This is a genomic window from Nitrospirota bacterium, from assembly GCA_040757595.1.
Classification (GTDB): Bacteria; Nitrospirota; Nitrospiria; order Nitrospirales; family Nitrospiraceae; genus JBFLWP01.
On sequence record JBFLWP010000011.1, the window covers coordinates 1 to 15,410 of the forward strand.

The 15,410-nt window shown below is 65.3% G+C and carries 21 protein-coding genes; 12 read left to right on the forward strand and 9 right to left on the reverse strand.

Going from position 1 to position 15,410, the window contains the following annotated elements:
• The coding region (locus AB1411_10955; GenBank protein ID MEW6544117.1) for a radical SAM protein at positions 1-1,871 on the forward strand (1,871 nt) is incomplete at its 5' end.
• 59 nt (positions 1,872-1,930) lie between these two features.
• Here AB1411_10955 and AB1411_10960 read toward each other — a convergent pair.
• Positions 1,931-2,218 carry a hypothetical protein gene (locus AB1411_10960; GenBank protein ID MEW6544118.1) on the reverse strand — a complete coding sequence of 96 codons (288 nt, stop codon included), beginning with the start codon at positions 2,216-2,218 and terminating at the stop codon, positions 1,931-1,933.
• A gap of 30 nt (positions 2,219-2,248) precedes the next feature.
• Between AB1411_10960 and AB1411_10965 the strand changes: the two genes are divergently transcribed.
• The 4 genes from AB1411_10965 (at position 2,249) to AB1411_10980 (ending at position 6,008) form a co-directional block, all read left to right on the forward strand.
• Positions 2,249-3,487: a hypothetical protein gene (locus AB1411_10965; protein MEW6544119.1), complete on the forward strand. Its 1,239-nt coding sequence runs from the start codon at positions 2,249-2,251 to the stop codon at positions 3,485-3,487.
• A 49-nt stretch (positions 3,488-3,536) separates the two neighbouring features.
• Positions 3,537-4,469, forward strand: coding sequence for a PhzF family phenazine biosynthesis protein (locus tag AB1411_10970; GenBank protein ID MEW6544120.1), 933 nt, complete (start codon positions 3,537-3,539; stop codon positions 4,467-4,469).
• Positions 4,470-4,539: 70 nt separating this feature from the next.
• Positions 4,540-5,571 (forward strand): zinc-binding dehydrogenase, encoded by a 1,032-nt coding sequence (locus tag AB1411_10975; GenBank protein ID MEW6544121.1) that lies wholly within the window; start codon positions 4,540-4,542, stop codon positions 5,569-5,571.
• A gap of 35 nt (positions 5,572-5,606) precedes the next feature.
• The gene (locus tag AB1411_10980; protein MEW6544122.1) at positions 5,607-6,008 is read left to right on the forward strand and encodes a CBS domain-containing protein; all 402 of its coding nucleotides are present in this window, start codon (positions 5,607-5,609) and stop codon (positions 6,006-6,008) included.
• 99 nt (positions 6,009-6,107) lie between these two features.
• Here AB1411_10980 and AB1411_10985 read toward each other — a convergent pair whose 3' ends face one another.
• The 3 genes from AB1411_10985 to AB1411_10995 all read right to left on the reverse strand — a co-directional run bounded on the left by AB1411_10985 (position 6,108) and on the right by AB1411_10995 (position 7,575).
• Positions 6,108-6,563 (reverse strand): MogA/MoaB family molybdenum cofactor biosynthesis protein, encoded by a 456-nt coding sequence (locus AB1411_10985; GenBank protein MEW6544123.1) that lies wholly within the window; start codon positions 6,561-6,563, stop codon positions 6,108-6,110.
• Between the two features lie 139 nt (positions 6,564-6,702).
• Positions 6,703-7,029 carry a (2Fe-2S) ferredoxin domain-containing protein gene (locus AB1411_10990; GenBank protein MEW6544124.1) on the reverse strand — a complete coding sequence of 109 codons (327 nt, stop codon included), beginning with the start codon at positions 7,027-7,029 and terminating at the stop codon, positions 6,703-6,705.
• 102 nt (positions 7,030-7,131) lie between these two features.
• Complete coding sequence (locus AB1411_10995) at positions 7,132-7,575, reverse strand: gamma-glutamylcyclotransferase family protein (GenBank protein ID MEW6544125.1); 444 nt, start codon at positions 7,573-7,575, stop codon at positions 7,132-7,134.
• A gap of 158 nt (positions 7,576-7,733) precedes the next feature.
• Between AB1411_10995 and AB1411_11000 the strand changes: the two genes are divergently transcribed.
• Together AB1411_11000 and AB1411_11005 are read left to right on the forward strand one after the other, a co-directional pair.
• Positions 7,734-8,408: a DUF4124 domain-containing protein gene (locus tag AB1411_11000; protein ID MEW6544126.1), complete on the forward strand. Its 675-nt coding sequence runs from the start codon at positions 7,734-7,736 to the stop codon at positions 8,406-8,408.
• Positions 8,409-8,410: 2 nt separating this feature from the next.
• Positions 8,411-8,926 carry a hypothetical protein gene (locus AB1411_11005; protein ID MEW6544127.1) on the forward strand — a complete coding sequence of 172 codons (516 nt, stop codon included), beginning with the start codon at positions 8,411-8,413 and terminating at the stop codon, positions 8,924-8,926.
• 1 nt (position 8,927) lies between these two features.
• Here AB1411_11005 and AB1411_11010 read toward each other — a convergent pair whose 3' ends face one another.
• Positions 8,928-9,260, reverse strand: a complete 333-nt coding sequence (locus tag AB1411_11010; GenBank protein MEW6544128.1) for a Rieske 2Fe-2S domain-containing protein — start codon at positions 9,258-9,260, stop codon at positions 8,928-8,930.
• Positions 9,261-9,461: 201 nt separating this feature from the next.
• On the opposite strand from AB1411_11010, the gene AB1411_11015 reads away from it, so the two are divergent.
• Positions 9,462-10,007: an HNH endonuclease gene (locus AB1411_11015; protein ID MEW6544129.1), complete on the forward strand. Its 546-nt coding sequence runs from the start codon at positions 9,462-9,464 to the stop codon at positions 10,005-10,007.
• A gap of 12 nt (positions 10,008-10,019) precedes the next feature.
• Here AB1411_11015 and AB1411_11020 read toward each other — a convergent pair whose 3' ends face one another.
• The gene (locus AB1411_11020) at positions 10,020-10,472 is read right to left on the reverse strand and encodes a hypothetical protein (protein MEW6544130.1); all 453 of its coding nucleotides are present in this window, start codon (positions 10,470-10,472) and stop codon (positions 10,020-10,022) included.
• 184 nt (positions 10,473-10,656) lie between these two features.
• Here AB1411_11020 and AB1411_11025 point away from each other — a divergent pair, with 184 nt between their 5' ends.
• The 4 genes from AB1411_11025 to AB1411_11040 all read left to right on the forward strand — a co-directional run bounded on the left by AB1411_11025 (position 10,657) and on the right by AB1411_11040 (position 12,435).
• On the forward strand, positions 10,657-11,289 hold the full coding sequence (locus tag AB1411_11025) for a bifunctional precorrin-2 dehydrogenase/sirohydrochlorin ferrochelatase (GenBank protein ID MEW6544131.1): 633 nt from the start codon (positions 10,657-10,659) through the stop codon (positions 11,287-11,289).
• A gap of 34 nt (positions 11,290-11,323) precedes the next feature.
• Positions 11,324-11,632, forward strand: coding sequence for an MTH1187 family thiamine-binding protein (locus AB1411_11030; GenBank protein ID MEW6544132.1), 309 nt, complete (start codon positions 11,324-11,326; stop codon positions 11,630-11,632).
• 272 nt (positions 11,633-11,904) lie between these two features.
• Complete coding sequence (locus tag AB1411_11035; GenBank protein ID MEW6544133.1) at positions 11,905-12,168, forward strand: BrnT family toxin; 264 nt, start codon at positions 11,905-11,907, stop codon at positions 12,166-12,168.
• Between the two features lie 3 nt (positions 12,169-12,171).
• On the forward strand, positions 12,172-12,435 hold the full coding sequence (locus AB1411_11040) for a BrnA antitoxin family protein (GenBank protein ID MEW6544134.1): 264 nt from the start codon (positions 12,172-12,174) through the stop codon (positions 12,433-12,435).
• Positions 12,436-12,713: 278 nt separating this feature from the next.
• On the opposite strand, the gene AB1411_11045 is transcribed toward AB1411_11040, so the two are convergent.
• From AB1411_11045 to AB1411_11055, 3 genes are all read right to left on the reverse strand, one after another.
• Positions 12,714-13,691 carry an MlaD family protein gene (locus AB1411_11045; protein ID MEW6544135.1) on the reverse strand — a complete coding sequence of 326 codons (978 nt, stop codon included), beginning with the start codon at positions 13,689-13,691 and terminating at the stop codon, positions 12,714-12,716.
• Positions 13,688-14,473: an ATP-binding cassette domain-containing protein gene (locus tag AB1411_11050; protein ID MEW6544136.1), complete on the reverse strand. Its 786-nt coding sequence runs from the start codon at positions 14,471-14,473 to the stop codon at positions 13,688-13,690. Before AB1411_11050 ends, AB1411_11045 begins: the two co-directional genes overlap by 4 nt.
• 98 nt (positions 14,474-14,571) lie before the next feature.
• A complete protein-coding gene (locus AB1411_11055; GenBank protein MEW6544137.1) occupies positions 14,572-15,351 on the reverse strand; it encodes an ABC transporter permease in 780 nt (259 codons plus the stop codon).
• Between the last annotated feature and the right edge of the window lie 59 nt (positions 15,352-15,410).

The following is a 15,410-nucleotide window of genomic DNA, read 5'->3' on the forward strand; positions in this document are numbered from 1 at the left end:
TGTTCCCCCCCGAATGGGTCCCCACCGCCCCCTACCTGGCCCTCCCCAGCCTGACCGCGGTCCTGCGTCAGCAGGGTCACGAGGTCGTTCAAAAGGACGTCAACATCGAGATGTACGACCTCTTCTTCAGCGACTCGTTTCTCGTGTGGGTGAAAGCCCGCATGGGCATGCAGCTTCGGGATCTGGAGGCCAAGGAGAAGTGCGGCTGGCTGACGGAGCAGGAAGCGGGGCAGAAGGCCCTCCTGACGGCCAAGCTCGCGGAGGACCTGTTCGACCTGATCGAACGGGCCGAGTCCGCCAAGCGCATCGTGCGCAGCGAGGACTTCTACGACGCCGACAAGCTGGACTGGGCGCTGAACACCTTCCGGCTGGTCATGCAGTATATCTCGGCCGCCTACTATCCGGCCTCGCTGGTCTTCTACCCGATGGAGAGCAACCTCGGCTACCGGCCCGGCGTCTCGCGCGAAGTCCTCGCCTGTCTGGACGACGACCAGGTCAACGTCTACCGGGACGTGTGCCGCCAGCTCGTGCTCCCCTCGGTCGGCAAGGAAAGGCCCGACGTGGTCGGGGTGTCCATCGGCACCCAGATGCAGCTCCTGGCCGGCCTGACCTTCTGCAAGATGATCAAGGAAGCCTTCCCCGACGTCCACGTCACGGTGGGCGGGAACGTCATCACGCGGCTGCAGGAGGAGCTGCCCAGGCACGGACGCTTCTTCACGGAGGTCTTCGACTCCGCGATCATGTACGAGGGAGAGCACGCCCTGCTCTGGCTCCTGGAAGCCCTGGCCGGGGAGCGGGCGATCGAGACGGTCCCCAACCTGATGTACCGGGACGGGGCCAGGGTCCACGTCAACAAGGAGATTTACACGGAGAAGATGACGGCGCTGCCGCTGCCGGACTTCGAGGGCATGCCGCTGGACCGCTACTTCGTGCCGGTGCGGATCCTCCCGTACCTGGCGACCAGGGGGTGCTACTGGGGCCGGTGCACCTTCTGCGACCACGGACAGGGCTACTTCGACCAGTACCGTGGCCTGCCGGCCCACGAGGTGGTCAAACAGGTCAAGGCCCTGAAGGAGCAGTACGGGGCGACGCACTTTCTCTTCGCGGACGAGTCCTACCCGCCGGCCCTCTTCAAGAAGGTGACGCAACTGCTGGTCGAGCAGGAGGTCGGCGTCAAGTGGACGACGCTGATCCGGTTCGAGGAGTCGCTGCACGAGCAGGACCTCGTTCTGGCCGCCAAGGCCGGCTGCTGCACGCTCTACTACGGGATGGAGTCGGCCAACGAGCGGGTGTTGGAATTGATGGACAAGCACGTGAAGAAGTCCGTCATCGCGCGCAACCTGCAGGACGCCGCGAAGGCCGGCATCTGGAACCACGTGATGGCTTTCTACGGATTTCCGGGCGAGACGCGGGCGGAGGCTGAGGAGACCAGGCAGTTCGTCCTGGACAACCGGCCGCACATCCATTCGGTCGAGCTGTTCTACTTCGTGGCCTACCGGCATACGCCGATGGTGCGGAACCCGGAGAAGTTCGGGATCACGATCCACAAGCAGGAGGAGTACGACCTGCCGCTGGACTACTACTACACGCTCAACGAGCCGGTGGGGCTGACCTGTCTGGAGGCGATGCAGCTCTGCGAGGAGTTTTACCAGCGCGACTTCGAGCCCTGGGCCGTCCGCGTGAACGCGCGCGAGCACGTGTTTCTCTACATCTCCAAGTTCGGCACGAACCAGTTGCCGCAGATCTATGCCAAGCGGAAGGCCGCTGCGGAGGGCGTCTCCGGCCTGGTAACCTGGCCGGTGCGGGAAGGGGAGGCGGGGAAGGAGGGGGAGCCGTCGCTGGCTCGCGTGGTCAGCCACGCGGTCTCTTGAAGAGCGGCAAGAGCTTATAGCGGGAGACAATCAGTTCCTACATGGTCATATGCCATACGCTATAAGCGATTAGCTCTTGGTTTTTTTTCAAGCCAGGCGGCCAGCAGGTCATGGGCGGCGCGGATCTCCCTGGTCATGGCTTCGCCCTTCTTGTACATCTCCATGTACTTCCGCGGGTTGTTGGTGAGGTTGGCATAGCGGGGCGGATGCCAGGTCGCCAGCAGTTCCCGGCACGTCCGCTCCAACTGCTCGCGGGTCAAGGGCTCCGTCAGCCCCAACGTCTTGAGGGCCCGTTCGATGTCTTCCGGCTCGGGGGTCGTCATCTTGCGGTCAATCCAGTCTGACAAACGGCTTCAACCCCTGTCAATGCGCCTTCCATGACCAGGACGTTGCCCATCCTCCAGCCTGCCAAGATCTTCACGGAGCGGGACTACCGGCAGGTGCTGATCCGGGAGATGGACGCGGGCAAGATTCCGCTCAGCCTGGGGAAGAGCTGTCCGGTCCAGTGCGAGTTCTGCTACGAGACCGACCATTCCTACCGGGAGACCCTGGAGCCGCCCAAGACGACCGACGAGGACTGGGCCTTCATCCTCGACTACATCAACAAGAAGCCGACGGATCCGCTGCAGTTCTGGTGTCTGGGCGGGAACGAGTACATGGAGTGGACCGACCTGTTCCTCCACCCCAAGGCGATGGAGTGGGTCGAGGATTTCCTCACGTACACGGACAAGAGCATCCAGTTCTTCACGGTCGGGTTCGTCCACGTGCCCAAGATCCACCAGTTGGCGGCCCGGTATCCGGGCCGGATCAACTTCGAGCTGTCGGTCATCACGCTGAGCGACTATCGCCAGCGGCTGATGCCGCACGCGCCCTCCGTCAAGCACCTGCTGAAGGTGCTGGACGGTCCCGCGGTCTCTTCGGCCAACTTCTACAGCTTCGATGCCCACACGATGTCCAAGGACGCGGTCACGATCTCCGGGGTCAACCGCAAGTGCGTGCTCTGGATGGGCTGCCTGACGCCGGTCCGCGGCATCAAGCCGGACACGGCCGATCTGATGCGGCAGGGGCGGAAGCACCTGCCGGACGAGGCGCGGCGGGCCTACGACGCCGGGCTCCCGAACATGACCACGATCCACACGGAGGCGCCCATCACGGCCTTCCTGAACCGCAAGCGGATCGTGAGCCTCTTCGACTCGCTGGAGCTGGAGAAGAAGGACACGGTCGTCACGGCCGGGAGCGTCCACAAGATCCTGACCCTCTACCGGAAGAACCGGGCGCGGTTCCTCTACGTGCCGAACGCCACGCTCGGCGGGGATTCCGACTGCACCGTGCTCCTGACCTTCGACGACATCGCCCGGCGGCTGTCCGGCCAGAAGGTCGTGCACGTGCCCAAGTGCGTCATGCAGTCGGGCCGGGGGCCGCTCACCGACATCGCAGGCGTGACGGTCGAGGAGTTCATCCGCAAGACCGGCGTCACGGTGAAGGTCCTCCACAAGATCAATACCAACTTCGCGAACCGCCAGCTTTACCGGAACGGTTTCCTCAAGAATTACGTCGAGGACTACCTGACGCACCCGCTGACCCAATCCTACGAAGCCCTCCCGCTGCCGGCCTGATCGTCGCGTTGACAAAGGGCCGTGCCTGACCTAGAGTAGCCCACCGCCTATGGGCTCCGAACGACGCACCCTCCGCTTCTACCAAGCCGACGTCTTCACCGACCTGCCCTTCAGCGGCAATCCGGTCGCGGTCGTGCCGGACGCGAGCGGCCTCGCTGACCTGGAGCTCCAGCGCATCGCGCGCGAGATGAACCTGTCCGAGACGGTCTTCGTGCTGGCCCCGACCGATCCGGCCGCGGCGGCCAAGATCCGGATCTTCACGCCGACCCGCGAGATCCCCTTCGCCGGCCATCCGGTGCTCGGCACCTTTTTCGTGCTCGGCAAGATCGGGCGTCTGACGTGCCGGGAGCCGGTGACCCGGCTCATGTACGAGTGCAACATCGGGGTGTTCCCGGTCGAGCTGCACGCGGGGGACGGGGAGATCCTGCGGGTCGTTATGACCCAGCCCAAGCCGCAGTTCCTGGGCTCGGTCGAGCCAGTGAAGGACCTGTTCGAGGTCGCCAACGCGCTGGGCCTGTCCAAGAAAGTCATCACCGGCACCAAGCTGCCGGTGGAGGTGGTCTCCACGGGCCTGCCGGTGATGATCGTGCCGATCCGGACCCTCACCGCGGTCCGGTCCATCGAGCCGGACTTCGCCGCGATCAACGAGATCTGCGCCCGCTACGGGGCCAACGGCATCATGGTCTTCACGACGGTGACGGTGGAGGAGCCGTCCACGGTGCACACCAGGATGTTCGCCTCACCGATCGGGGTCACGGAAGATCCGGCCACCGGCAGCGCCAGCGGGGCCCTGGGCGCCTACCTGGTTCACAACGGGGTGGTGGAAGTGGGACCGACGACCGAGATCATCGCCGAGCAGGGGTACGAGCTGGAGCGGCCTTCGCGTATCCTGATCCAGGTCCGGTCGGACGACGACGCGATCCAGGAAGTGAAGGTCGGTGGCCAGGCGGTGATGGTCATCGAAGGGGCGGTGACGTTCTAACACAGCGCAGGCGCGAGGTTCGGGGCGCGAGGCGAGAGGCGGTGTCGTCGACGAAGCGACGCGAGGAGCGATGAAAGCGGTCGTCTTCCACGAGCACGGGGGGCCGGAGCAGCTCCGGTACGAGGAAGTGGCCGATCCCCGGATCGCCCCGCGGGAGGTCCTGGTGCGGGTCAAAGCCTGCGCCCTGAACCACCTGGACATCTGGATCAGGCAGGGGATTCCGGCCTATCAGATTCCGCTCCCGCACATCTCCGGCTGCGACGTGGCCGGCGTCGTGGCGCAGGTCGGCGCGGAGGTGCCGGGGCTCTCGGTCGGCGACCGGGTGTTCGTCTCGCCGGGGCTGAGCTGCTGGCGCTGCGAATGGTGTCTGGCCGGCCGCGACAACCAGTGCCCGTCGTTCACGGTGCTGGGGGCGCAGGTGGACGGGGGCTATGCCGAGCTCGTCAAGGTCCCTGGCGTGAACGTGCTCCCGATCCCGGGAGATCTGCCCTTCGAGCAGGCCGCCGCCTTTCCGCTCGTCTCGGTGACGGCCTGGCACATGCTCTTCACCCTGGCCGGGCTGCGGCCCGGCGAGACCGTCCTGGTCATGGGCGCGGGCAGCGGGGTCGGCAGCATCGCGGTCCAGATGGCCCGGCTGGCCGGGGCCCGCGTGATCACCACGGTCGGCAAGGAGGAGAAAATCGCCAAGGCGAGGGCAATCGGGGCGGACGAGGTCATCGTCCACTCGCGGGAGAACGTGGCCAAGCGGGTCAAGGCCGTCACGGATGGCCGGGGCGTCGAGGTAGTGCTCGAGCACATCGGGCCGGCAGTCTGGGACCAGTGCCTCGCCTCCCTCGCCAGGGGAGGGCGGCTGGTCACCTGCGGGGCCACCACCGGAGGCGAGGTCAAGCTGGACTTGCGCCACGTCTTCTCCCGACAGCTGACGATCGAGGGCTCCTACATGGGGACCAGGGCGGAGCTGTTGAAGGCGGCGGCGCTGGTCGGGCGAGGGCAGCTCAAGCCGGTCGTGGACCGGACGTTTCCCTTGCGCGAGGCCCGGGCCGCGCAGGAGCATCTGTTGAGCCGGAACTTTTTCGGGAAGGTCGTCCTGACCGCACCGTAGCATAAGGACGAAGGATCAATCCAAGGGAGGAAGCAGTGTCTACGATCAATCAGATGATGCAGAGGAAGCTGAAGCAGATCGCCCATACCGCCTCCATTCGCGAGGCCGCCATGCGCATGTCGAGCGAGCGGGTCGGCTCGCTGATGGTCGAACGGAAGGGGCAGCTCGTCGGCATCGTGACGGACACCGACATCGTGCGGAAAGCCGCCGCGGCCGGGAAGAGCCTCGACAAGGAGACGGTCGAGAGCATCATGAGCAGCCCGATCGCGACGATCGAAGGGAATCGCTCCGTTCAGGACGCCCACGACATGATGGGGGATCTGGGGATCCGGCATCTGGGGGTGACCGAGAAGGGGAACCTGGTCGGGCTCGTGTCCGTCCGGGATCTGCTGGTCTACTTCAAGCGGGTATCAGAACCGAAGATCGCCCAAGATTGAGTTGAGGACGGCTCGGGGCTAGAGGCAAGGGGCTAGGGGTTGCAGAAACCTGCAACGGAGTACGGGCCTCTCGCCACTTGCCTCGTGCCGCTTGCCCGGTTATTTCGTGATCTCCCGGACGATGTGGCCGAGCTCGGGCAGGATCAGCTTTTCCATGGCCAGTCGGACGGCCCCTTCGGAGCCGGGGGTGGAGAAGACGATCCGGCCCCGGTACAGGCCGGCGGTCGCGCGGGTCATGATCGCCGGGGAGCCGATGTCCTCGTAGGTCAGGTGGCGGAAGACCTCGCCGAATCCGTCCAGCCGCTTCTCCAGCAGGGCGTCCACCGCTTCGAACGTGGAGTCCCGGCGGGAGATGCCGGTCCCCCCGTTGATGATGATCGCCTGCACCGCGTCGTTCCTGACGCCCGCCTCGATCGTGGCCCGGATCTGCACCGGCTCGTCCTTCACGAGGTGGTAAGCCGCCACCGAGTGGCCGTGTTTCTCCAGCAGCGTGCGGATCAGCTTGCCGCTCGTGTCCGTGTCCGGCGTGCGGGTGTCGCTGCAGGTGATGACCATGCAGCCGATCCGGAGGGGCGCCTGGGCCTTGTGTTCCTGGTGCGAATGGAGGGACCGGGCCGCGCGCCTCGCGGGCCCGGTCCCGTGCTTGGGTTTTCTGGCTGCTTGTGCGCGGGCCATACCGGTTCGTGGAAGGGCGTCAGCCCCAGACGGAGTTGGGCTTCAGCCGCTCGACCGGCTTGCCCTTGCCGATGTGTTCGTCCAGGATTGCGGCGACGTCCGCCTCCTTGACCTGGGAATACCAGGTGGCGTCCGGATACACGACCACGGTGGGTCCCTGCTCGCAGGGCCCCAGGCAGCCGGAGGGGGTCACGAGGACTTCGCCCGGCTGATAGCCGCGTTCCATGATACCCATGTTGAAGGCCATAAGGACGCCGGGCGACCCGGCCGCGCCGCAGGAGGGCTTGGGGTGGCCGGGCGGACGGGAGTTGGTGCAGACGATGATGTGATATTTCGGCTTGGGCATCGAAGCTCCTTTCAATTCCGGTTCGGGGCTAGAGGCGAAGGGCTAGGGGGCAAGGGAAACGGAGATTCCTCTCGCCTCGCGCCTCGCACCTGTGCGAAGCGTTCACTTCGGCAGATACGACCGCCACTTCTCGATCCACTCGTCCGGCAATTTCCAATGTCTGGCGCCCTTGATGACCCAGTCCAGGTAATGTTCCTTGGGTTTGAACTTTCCGATCGGGATCGCCGCGTGGGTCGTGACCAGCAGCTTCTCTCCTTCGTCCGTCACCACCGTCACCGGCACGTGGCGGAAGGCCCCTTCCGGCACCTCCCCTTCGAACTCGTCCAGGAGCTTCAGGTCCTCCTCCGTGATCTCGAGGACGATGCCCCAGACCTGTTCGCCGGGCGTCGGGGTGATGCTGGCCAGGCCGCCCCGCCACTGGGACGACCAGCGGCAAAAATGGATCGCGTGGTCGGGCAGGTAGGCCTTGCAGACGAACTGATGCTCCGGGGCCCGCCGCTTCAACTGGGTCGGGTTCAAATTGTCGGCGTACACGAAAAACTTCATGGGATGTCCTGTTCAGAACCCTGCGGGATTGCGAAGGGCGGGCTAGTTGTACCACAGCGGCTTCCGGTATTGTCAAGGTTGGTCCGGGCGTTCCGTTGACTTTCATTTCGGGCAGAGATTAAGCTTTCACCATGAGCGGGCGCGGGCCTGGCGTCGGCATGACCGCCTGGTTGGGGCTGGCTCTCTGGGGCTGGTATGGGGGGTTTTTGACGCCGGCGCTTGCCGCGGATTATTACAGTTGGATTGATACATCCGGCACGATCGTGCTGACCGACGACCTGACTCACCTCCCGCCGGCGACGAAGCGCAGCCAGGTCTCCGTCCATCGTTTCCCCGACCGGCCTCCTGCTCCCGCCGAGTCCGAGGAAACTGCGGCGCAGCCGCCGGCTCCTCCTGGGGGCAAGCAGGAGACGGAGGCCCGGTCGGCTCCGGACGGTCGGGAAGCGGGGCAGGATCTGCCGAACGTGACGTTGGACCAGCCAGAGGAAGGGGCGCGGACCCAGTATGTCTGGGTTCCGCTGGCATCGCCGGTCTACCTCACGGGACGGCCGGTCCAGGGATTCTGGTCCCGCCGCTCCGTCCAGTCTCCCGAGGAGGCGTTGCGCGCCCATCTGGTCCAGCAGCGTCAATGGAGCTTGCTGGAGATGCTGACGAAGGCCGGGCTTTTGCCGCAAGGACGCCAGGGCCGCCGTCCGCACGCGCCAATGGTCGCCGAGGCCGGCGGGGGCCAGAAACATCCTCACGTGATACCTCAGCAATCGGCTTTAACCAACTCTCGGATCGTGGCTGCCTCGCGCAGCTCGACGGGCCGTTCGATCGGGCGGCAGAGATAGCCGTGCCGGAAGGGACTCCTCCGACCCAGGCCGTTCCGGCCGGAGCCGCTCGTCAAACCCAATCCTTCTCCTGGGCCAAGCTCATCCATTTTGGCGGGGCCGGGCTGTTGATCGCCGCAGGCCTGGCCTACTGGCTCTGGAAGCCTCCCTCGCTGAACCCGATGGCGGACCCCCAGGCAGCCGAGGCCATGGCCCTGGTGCAAACCCACCGGGCTCGGCAGGCTCCCACCCTGCGGCAGGCGGTCACGGATCGGGTCCGGGCCATGGAGCAGCGCGGGCAGGGAGTGCGGGTGGGGGAATGGCGGGTCGAGAAGCAGCAGGGCCCGAGGGGCGAGTTCTACCTGGTCACGATCAACATCCGGGAGGAGGGGGCCAAACAGTGGTTTGAGCGGGAGTACGTCTGGCAGGTGGATCTCGCCAACCGTTCGATTGTGCCCCTCTCCATGCCGGCCGAAGATCTGATGCCTCTGGGCGAGGGAGGGCCGATGTCGCGCGGGGGCACTCTCTTCGGCCCGTGACTCAGGCCGGGCCGGTTCCCCACTCGGGCGGCAGCCAGATCCGGATGTCGTCCCCCTGCACCTCCACCCGGTGCCGCTCCACCGTGAACGCCGCGTTCTCCGGCCTCCGGCCGGTCCGCACGTTGAACTTCCACCCGTGCCAGGGGCATTTCACGACCTCTCCGTACAACTGGCCCTCGCCCAAGGGGCCGCCCGCGTGCGGGCAGCAGTTGTCCAGCGCGTAGATCGTCCCATCCACGTTGAAGAGCGCGATCATGAACCCTTCGGCTTCGACCGAGCGGCACTGGCCCGGCTTCAACTCGCTCACGCGCGCGACGGTCACGAATTTTCCCATCCGGAACGCTCCACTGGGCGGGTCAAGGGGCGGTAGTCTACTTGGATCGCCGGCTGGCTTCAAGGGCGAGCGGCGGGCCCGCCCGTCCGGCCGTCGGTGGCGAACGGCTTGATTTCACGGGAAAACTGTGGCATAGGGTAACGGCATCGGTTGTGCGAGTCTGTGGCTGATCCCATGTAGGGCCTTGATTCAGAGGAGCTTATGGAACTGACGCTCTTGTTGAATGCGACCTACGAGCCGCTCCGAGTCGTCCATTGGAAGAAGGCCATCACGCTCCTGTGGCAGGGGAAGGTGGAGGTCCTCGAGGTGTACGACCGGGAGATCCAGGGCATCTCGATCTCGATCAAGCTGCCGGCGGTCATGCGGCTGCTCAAGCTGGTCAAGCTGAAGGACAGCCACCGGGCGGTGAAGTTCTCGCGGATCAACATCTTCACGCGGGACGGCTACACCTGCCAGTACTGCAACCACCGGTTCCGGACCGAGGAGCTGACCTTCGACCACGTGACGCCGATCGCCAAGGGTGGCCGGAAGACCTGGGAGAACATCGTGACCGCCTGCTGGCGCTGCAACAACCGGAAGAGCGGGCGCACCCCGGAGGAGGCCGGCATGAGGCTGGTCCGCAGGCCCGTGAAGCCCCGATGGAACCCGGTCATCACGATCACGATCGGCATCCGGAACGCGCCGGAGAGCTGGCGGGACTACCTGTACTGGAACATGGAGCTGGAAACGGACCTGCCGGAGAGTTGAGCCGGTCGGCGGTCAGTAGGCCTTGTCGATCACGATCTCCACTTCCCGCGACCCCACCAGCATCGGGTTCTTGGGCGACTGACCCTCCAGATCGCCGGGCTGGGGAGGGCCGGCCTTTCCGTCCCGGTCGATCCGGGCCAGCACGTCCACCATCCCCCGCAATTCCGAGCCCTCGACCATCACGTCCTGATCGGTGATCTCGAACGGGACCGGAAACTGCGGACCCTCCACGCGCTTCACCGCCAGCGGTCGCGGCACGCCCTGCGGGCGGCGTACGATGATGAACAGCACGTCCGACGGGCCGACCTTCCCGGCCAGGTCCGGAGCGATCTTCACGACCCCCGCGACCACGCCCTTGCCCGCCGACTGCTCGCACCCGTGCGCGAGACCCATCCAGGCGGCAATCCCCGCCAGGAGGATGATGCCTCCCGCCATGCCGATGACTCTGAGCGTCTCCTGCTTCACCGTGACTCCTTCGTCTTCGTGTTCGCCCGATCAGGGCCGATGCGCGGGGGATTATACACCACTTTTTCCTGCGACGACGCTGGTGTATCATACGCGCCGTTTAGGAACGGTCACGAGCGGCACACTGACTGTCCGCCCGCCTATCCGAAGCGGGCGGCTGAAGCAAGCCTGGTAGGGAGGAGCCATGCCTGCGAATCCCGGGTTTCAACTGTCACTCGACGTCAAGGGCCGGAGTTGCGTGGTGGTGGGCGGGGACGACGAGGCGGCCGAGAAGGTCCAGCGGCTGCTGGACGCAGGGGCCAAGGTCACGGTGGTCAGCCCGACGCTGAACGAGACGCTCAAGAAGCTCACGGCCTCGGCCAAGATTCTCCACCGCGTGCGCCGCTTCCGCGAGACGGACGCTCAGGGGGCGGTCCTGGTCGTCAACACGCTGCGGGACGATCCGGACTTCTCCCGCTCGCTCCTGGAGCTGGCCCGGAAGGAGCGGTTCCTGCTCTGCTCGGTGGACCAGCCGGAGGCCTCGAACGCCTTCCTGCCGGCCGTGGCGCAACGCGGGCACCTGCGGATGGCGGTGAGCACGAGCGGCGTCTCGCCGGCCCTGGCCAGCCGCCTGCGGCAGAATCTGGAGCTGCTGTTCGACGAGGAGTTCCAGTCGTTCCTTGACTGGCTGGCGGCGATCCGCGACGAGACGAAGGAGGCGGAGCCGGACGCGGAGCTGCGGCGCGCGAAGCTGCGGGAGGCGGTCGAGGGGTTCAAGCTGACCGGCAAGCTCGACTATCCCCAGGCGTATTTGGAGGAGAAGCAGCGGAAGCCTTGACGGATTGACGATAGACCGATTGGGGGGGAGGAGAATGGTTCTGTTGGAATTCAGCATGTCCCCGTTGGGGAAGGGGGAGAGCGTCGGGCGGTACGTGGCCCGCTCGCTGGACATCATAGACAGAAGCGGCGTGGACTACCGGCTCAACCCGATGGGCACGGTCCTGGAAGGGGAGTGGGACGCCGTCTTCGGCGTGGTGCGGCAGTGCTTCGAGCGGATGAGGAAGGACTGCAACCGCATCTCCTGCACGATCAAGGTGGATTACCGCAAAGGCTACGAAGGGCGCCTCTCCGGCAAAGTCGCCAGCGTCGAGAAGAAGCTGAAGCGGAAACTCAGGACCTGAAAGACTGCAAGCCCGGCCTCGCTGACGAGGGGCGAAGGTCGGGGTGGCATGGCCGTTCGCTCCCGCACCTCCCGTCGCGACCTTTCCGGGCTTCAGCGAGCGGCAGCCTTCTGGAATTCCCGTCGCCGTGGTCAGCGACCACGGTGCGGTGGTCAGTTCCAGTTTTCCTACTCGCCGAAGCCTCGCCCTGTGCCTGCTACGCACAAAGACAGCTGACCTGACTTGCTCGGTTGACTTGGTGTACAGATGTGCATATAGTCAATGCCGTGGATGTGGAGTATGAATGGGATGACAGAAAGGCTAGGGCAAACCGTCGAAGACACGGCATTGATTTCGCGGATGCGGTGGCGGTATTCAGCGACGACCATGCTCTGACCATTCAGGATGAGCATGCGGGCGAAGAGCGATTCATCACGATCGGTGCGGATGCCCTTGGGTGCGTGCTCCTCGTGGTCTATACCTGGCGAGGAGATCGGATTCGGGTTATTTCAGCCCGAAAAGCGACGGGGTATGAACGGGCGCAGTATGAGGGGTAGAGGATGAGAAAACAATACGACTTCGGCCGGGGAAAGCGGGGAGCGGTGGTTCCGACCCCTCCGGGCAAGACGCGGATTACCATCAGGCTGGACGACGATGTGCTTGACTGGTTCCGCGGGCAGGTCCATGCGGCCGGCGGCGGAAATTACCAGACGCTGATCAACGTGGCGTTGCGCGAATACATCGCCCATCGGCACGAGCCGCTCGAAGACACGCTCCGGCGGGTCTTGCGGGAGGAACTGCCGAAAAAGAAGGCGGCCTCATAAATTAGGTGGGGCAGTACAGGACAGGCTTGCAAGCGCCTGTTCCCCGCTTCGCTTTCTCTCTTGCTCGGGTGGAAGGGATGGGCACGGAGGCGGGCGGCCTGGCGGGCGCGTGACGTCGGAAAGCCGAGAGGGTGCCGGGCGCCGCTCTGCCATTCCGATGAGGCGGCCGGCCAACAGTAAGGCGTGGAGTCGCTGAAAGAGATCAACGCATCAGGCCGGCGCCGGAGCTGCCCGCCCTTCGTCACCCGAGCAATCTTTCCGAGCGGAAAAAGAGCGGCTCAGAATACGGAGAACTTGAAGTACTTGGTGGGGTTCTTCTTGACGTCGGCCACGAATTCTTCGACTTCGGTCAGCAGCTTGTCCGCCCGCTGATACAGCTCGTCCTGCGTGACGAGCTTCCCCATCGTCCCTTGGCCGTTCTCCACCTTCGCCAGCAACTGCTCCCCCTTGGTCGTCAGGTGGTCCAGCCGCTGGTAGAGGGTCGGGTCGGCCAGCTTCATCAAGGTGCCGTTCTGATTGTTCAGCCGGTCGGCGAGCAGCGTCAGCTCCTGCACGGCCTCGTTGGCCCGCGCGTACAGCTCCTTGTCCGCCATGAGCCTCCCGATCGTGCCCTGGCCCTTCTCGACCTTCTCCAGCAGCGCGACGGTCTTCTCGGAGGCCACCTCCAGGTTGCTCAGGACCCGCTTGGACTGGTCGTAGAGGGCCGGGTCCGAGAGCAGCTTGCTGGCCGTGCCCTGTCCCTGGGTGAGGCTGGCCAGGAGCCGCTGGAGCTCGTGGATCGCGGCGTTCACGTTCTCCATCGTCGCGGTGGCGCCGGCCGTGACGTTCGTGAGGTCGCTCTCCGCCTCGCCGATCAACAGGCTGCCGGGGGGCAGGGACGGTTTCGACGCGGTGCCGGGCAGGATCTCCAGGAATTTGTCGCCCAGCAGGCCCATGGGCCGGATGACGACCGAGGCGTCCTGGCGGATGTGCGGGGCCACGTCCTTCTTGACCGTGAACAGGATCTCGACCGTGGGCGCGTCCTTGGAGATCCCGATCCGGTGCACGTTCCCGATGTCCACGCCGTTCATCCGGACCGGCCCGCCGACCTTCAGCCCCTGGGTGTGAGCCACGACCGCGCGGAACGTCGTCTGCCTGGCGAAGAGCCCCATGCCTTCTTCCAGGTTCAGGATCATGGCCATCAGGACGGCCAGGGCCAGGACGATCACCAGGCCCACCTTCACCTGAGACCAATGGAGCTGGCTCTGGCGAGTCACGGCGCATCCTCCAACGTCGGCTGCCTGTCCGCATTCGGGGCCGGCGTCCATTCCTGCGGCAGGCTGCTCGGGTCCAGGAACTCCCGGACGGCCCGCTCGTCGCTGCTCCGGAGTTGCTCGGACGTGCCGTCGAAGACCGAACGTCCCTTCTGGACCATGACGATCCGGTCCGCAACCTCGTAGGCGGTGGGGAGGTCGTGGGTGACCACCACCTGGGTCACGCCCTTCTCCTTGAGCCGGGCGATCAGGCGGTTGACCATGCAGGTGTTGACCGGATCCAGCCCCGCGGTCGGCTCGTCGTAGAGCAGGACCTTGGCGCCGCTGGCCAGGGCCCGGGCGATCCCGACCCGTTTGCGCATCCCGCCGCTGAGCTCGGCCGGCATCTTGTCGAGGGTGTCCTCCAGCCCCACGAACCGGAGGCTCTCCTGCACGATCTGCTCGATCTCCTCGTCCGACAGGAGGCGCCGCTCCCAGAGACGATAGCCGACGTTTTCCCGCACGGTCAAGGAGTCGAAGAGGGCGGCGCCCTGGAAGACCATCGCCATCTCCTGCCGGACCTCGAACAGGTCCAGCTCGCTCAGGCGGGTGATGTCCCGGCCGCCCACGAGGATGGAGCCTTTGTCCGGTCGGTAGAGGCCGAGGATCAGCCGGAGGATCGTGGTCTTGCCCGAGCCGCTGCCGCCCAGGATGACCCGGGTCTCGCCCGACTGGACGTCGAGCGAGATGTCCCGGAGAACCATCCGATCCCCCAACTGCAGCCAGACGTTTTCAAGAGCTATCATGTCAACCAACAAGTCAGAAGTAGGAAGTATGAAGGATGAAGTGGGAAAACTTCCGCGTTCATACTTCTGACTTCATCCTTCCTACTTCATCCTTGCCTTTAAGAGAACGCCATGAACAGCTTGGTGATGAAGAAGTCGCTGGCCAGGATCAGGATCGAGGCCGAGACCATGGACTGGGTCGTGGAGACGCCCACCCCGACCGTGCCGCCCCTCGTGTTGAACCCGACGTAACAGCCCACCATCGCGATGATGAAGGCGAAGAAGACGGGCTTCACCAGCCCCATCACGATGTCCCGCTGGTGCAGGGCTTCGAAGGCCCAGGTCCAGTAGAAGTAGGAATCGATGGCCAGGTAGAAGCGGGCGATCAACCAGCCGCCCAGGATCGCGATCGCGTTCGTGATGATCGTCAGGACCGGGATCATGACCAGGCAGGCCGCGAGCCTGGTCGCGGCCAGCTTCTGGATCGGGTCTGTCCCTTCGGCCCGCAGCGCGTCGATCTGTTCCGTGACCGTCATCGAAGCCAACTCGGAGGCGATGCCCGTGCCCACCCGGCCCGCGATCATCAGGGCGGCCAAGACCGGCCCCAGCTCGCGGACGACCGAGGTGCTGATCAACCGGGAGACGTACATCGTGGCCCCGTAGGGCTCGAGCTGGACCGCGCCCTGGAGCGCCAGCACCATGCCGGTGAAGAGGCCGGTGAGGACGACGATGAAGAGCGAGCCGGCTCCGATCCGGTCCAGTTGCAGGACGAGGTCGCGGACGTACCAGGGAGGGCGCAGGAGCCCGGAGACGGTCCTGGCGCAGAGGAAGGTGAACTCCTGGATGACCAGGACGTAGCCGAACGTCTTCGAGAGGAGATTCACGGAACCTGTCTGCACGGGAGCCTCGCCGCCGAGATCCGCCTCGGCCCGCCATTATACGTCCGGAGCGCTGGGCG

Coding starts and splice junctions, on each gene's coding strand:
- AB1411_10965 (MEW6544119.1), top strand. CDS start 2,249: ATGACCAGGACGTTGCCCATCCTCCAGCCTGCCAAGATCTTCACGGAG.
- AB1411_10970 (MEW6544120.1), top strand. CDS start 3,537: ATGGGCTCCGAACGACGCACCCTCCGCTTCTACCAAGCCGACGTCTTC.
- AB1411_10975 (MEW6544121.1), top strand. CDS start 4,540: ATGAAAGCGGTCGTCTTCCACGAGCACGGGGGGCCGGAGCAGCTCCGG.
- AB1411_10985 (MEW6544123.1), bottom strand. CDS start 6,563: ATGGTCATCACCTGCAGCGACACCCGCACGCCGGACACGGACACGAGC.
- AB1411_10990 (MEW6544124.1), bottom strand. CDS start 7,029: ATGCCCAAGCCGAAATATCACATCATCGTCTGCACCAACTCCCGTCCG.
- AB1411_10995 (MEW6544125.1), bottom strand. CDS start 7,575: ATGAAGTTTTTCGTGTACGCCGACAATTTGAACCCGACCCAGTTGAAG.
- AB1411_11000 (MEW6544126.1), top strand. CDS start 7,734: ATGACCGCCTGGTTGGGGCTGGCTCTCTGGGGCTGGTATGGGGGGTTT.
- AB1411_11010 (MEW6544128.1), bottom strand. CDS start 9,260: ATGGGAAAATTCGTGACCGTCGCGCGCGTGAGCGAGTTGAAGCCGGGC.
- AB1411_11015 (MEW6544129.1), top strand. CDS start 9,462: ATGGAACTGACGCTCTTGTTGAATGCGACCTACGAGCCGCTCCGAGTC.
- AB1411_11025 (MEW6544131.1), top strand. CDS start 10,657: ATGCCTGCGAATCCCGGGTTTCAACTGTCACTCGACGTCAAGGGCCGG.
- AB1411_11030 (MEW6544132.1), top strand. CDS start 11,324: ATGGTTCTGTTGGAATTCAGCATGTCCCCGTTGGGGAAGGGGGAGAGC.
- AB1411_11040 (MEW6544134.1), top strand. CDS start 12,172: ATGAGAAAACAATACGACTTCGGCCGGGGAAAGCGGGGAGCGGTGGTT.
- AB1411_11050 (MEW6544136.1), bottom strand. CDS start 14,473: ATGATAGCTCTTGAAAACGTCTGGCTGCAGTTGGGGGATCGGATGGTT.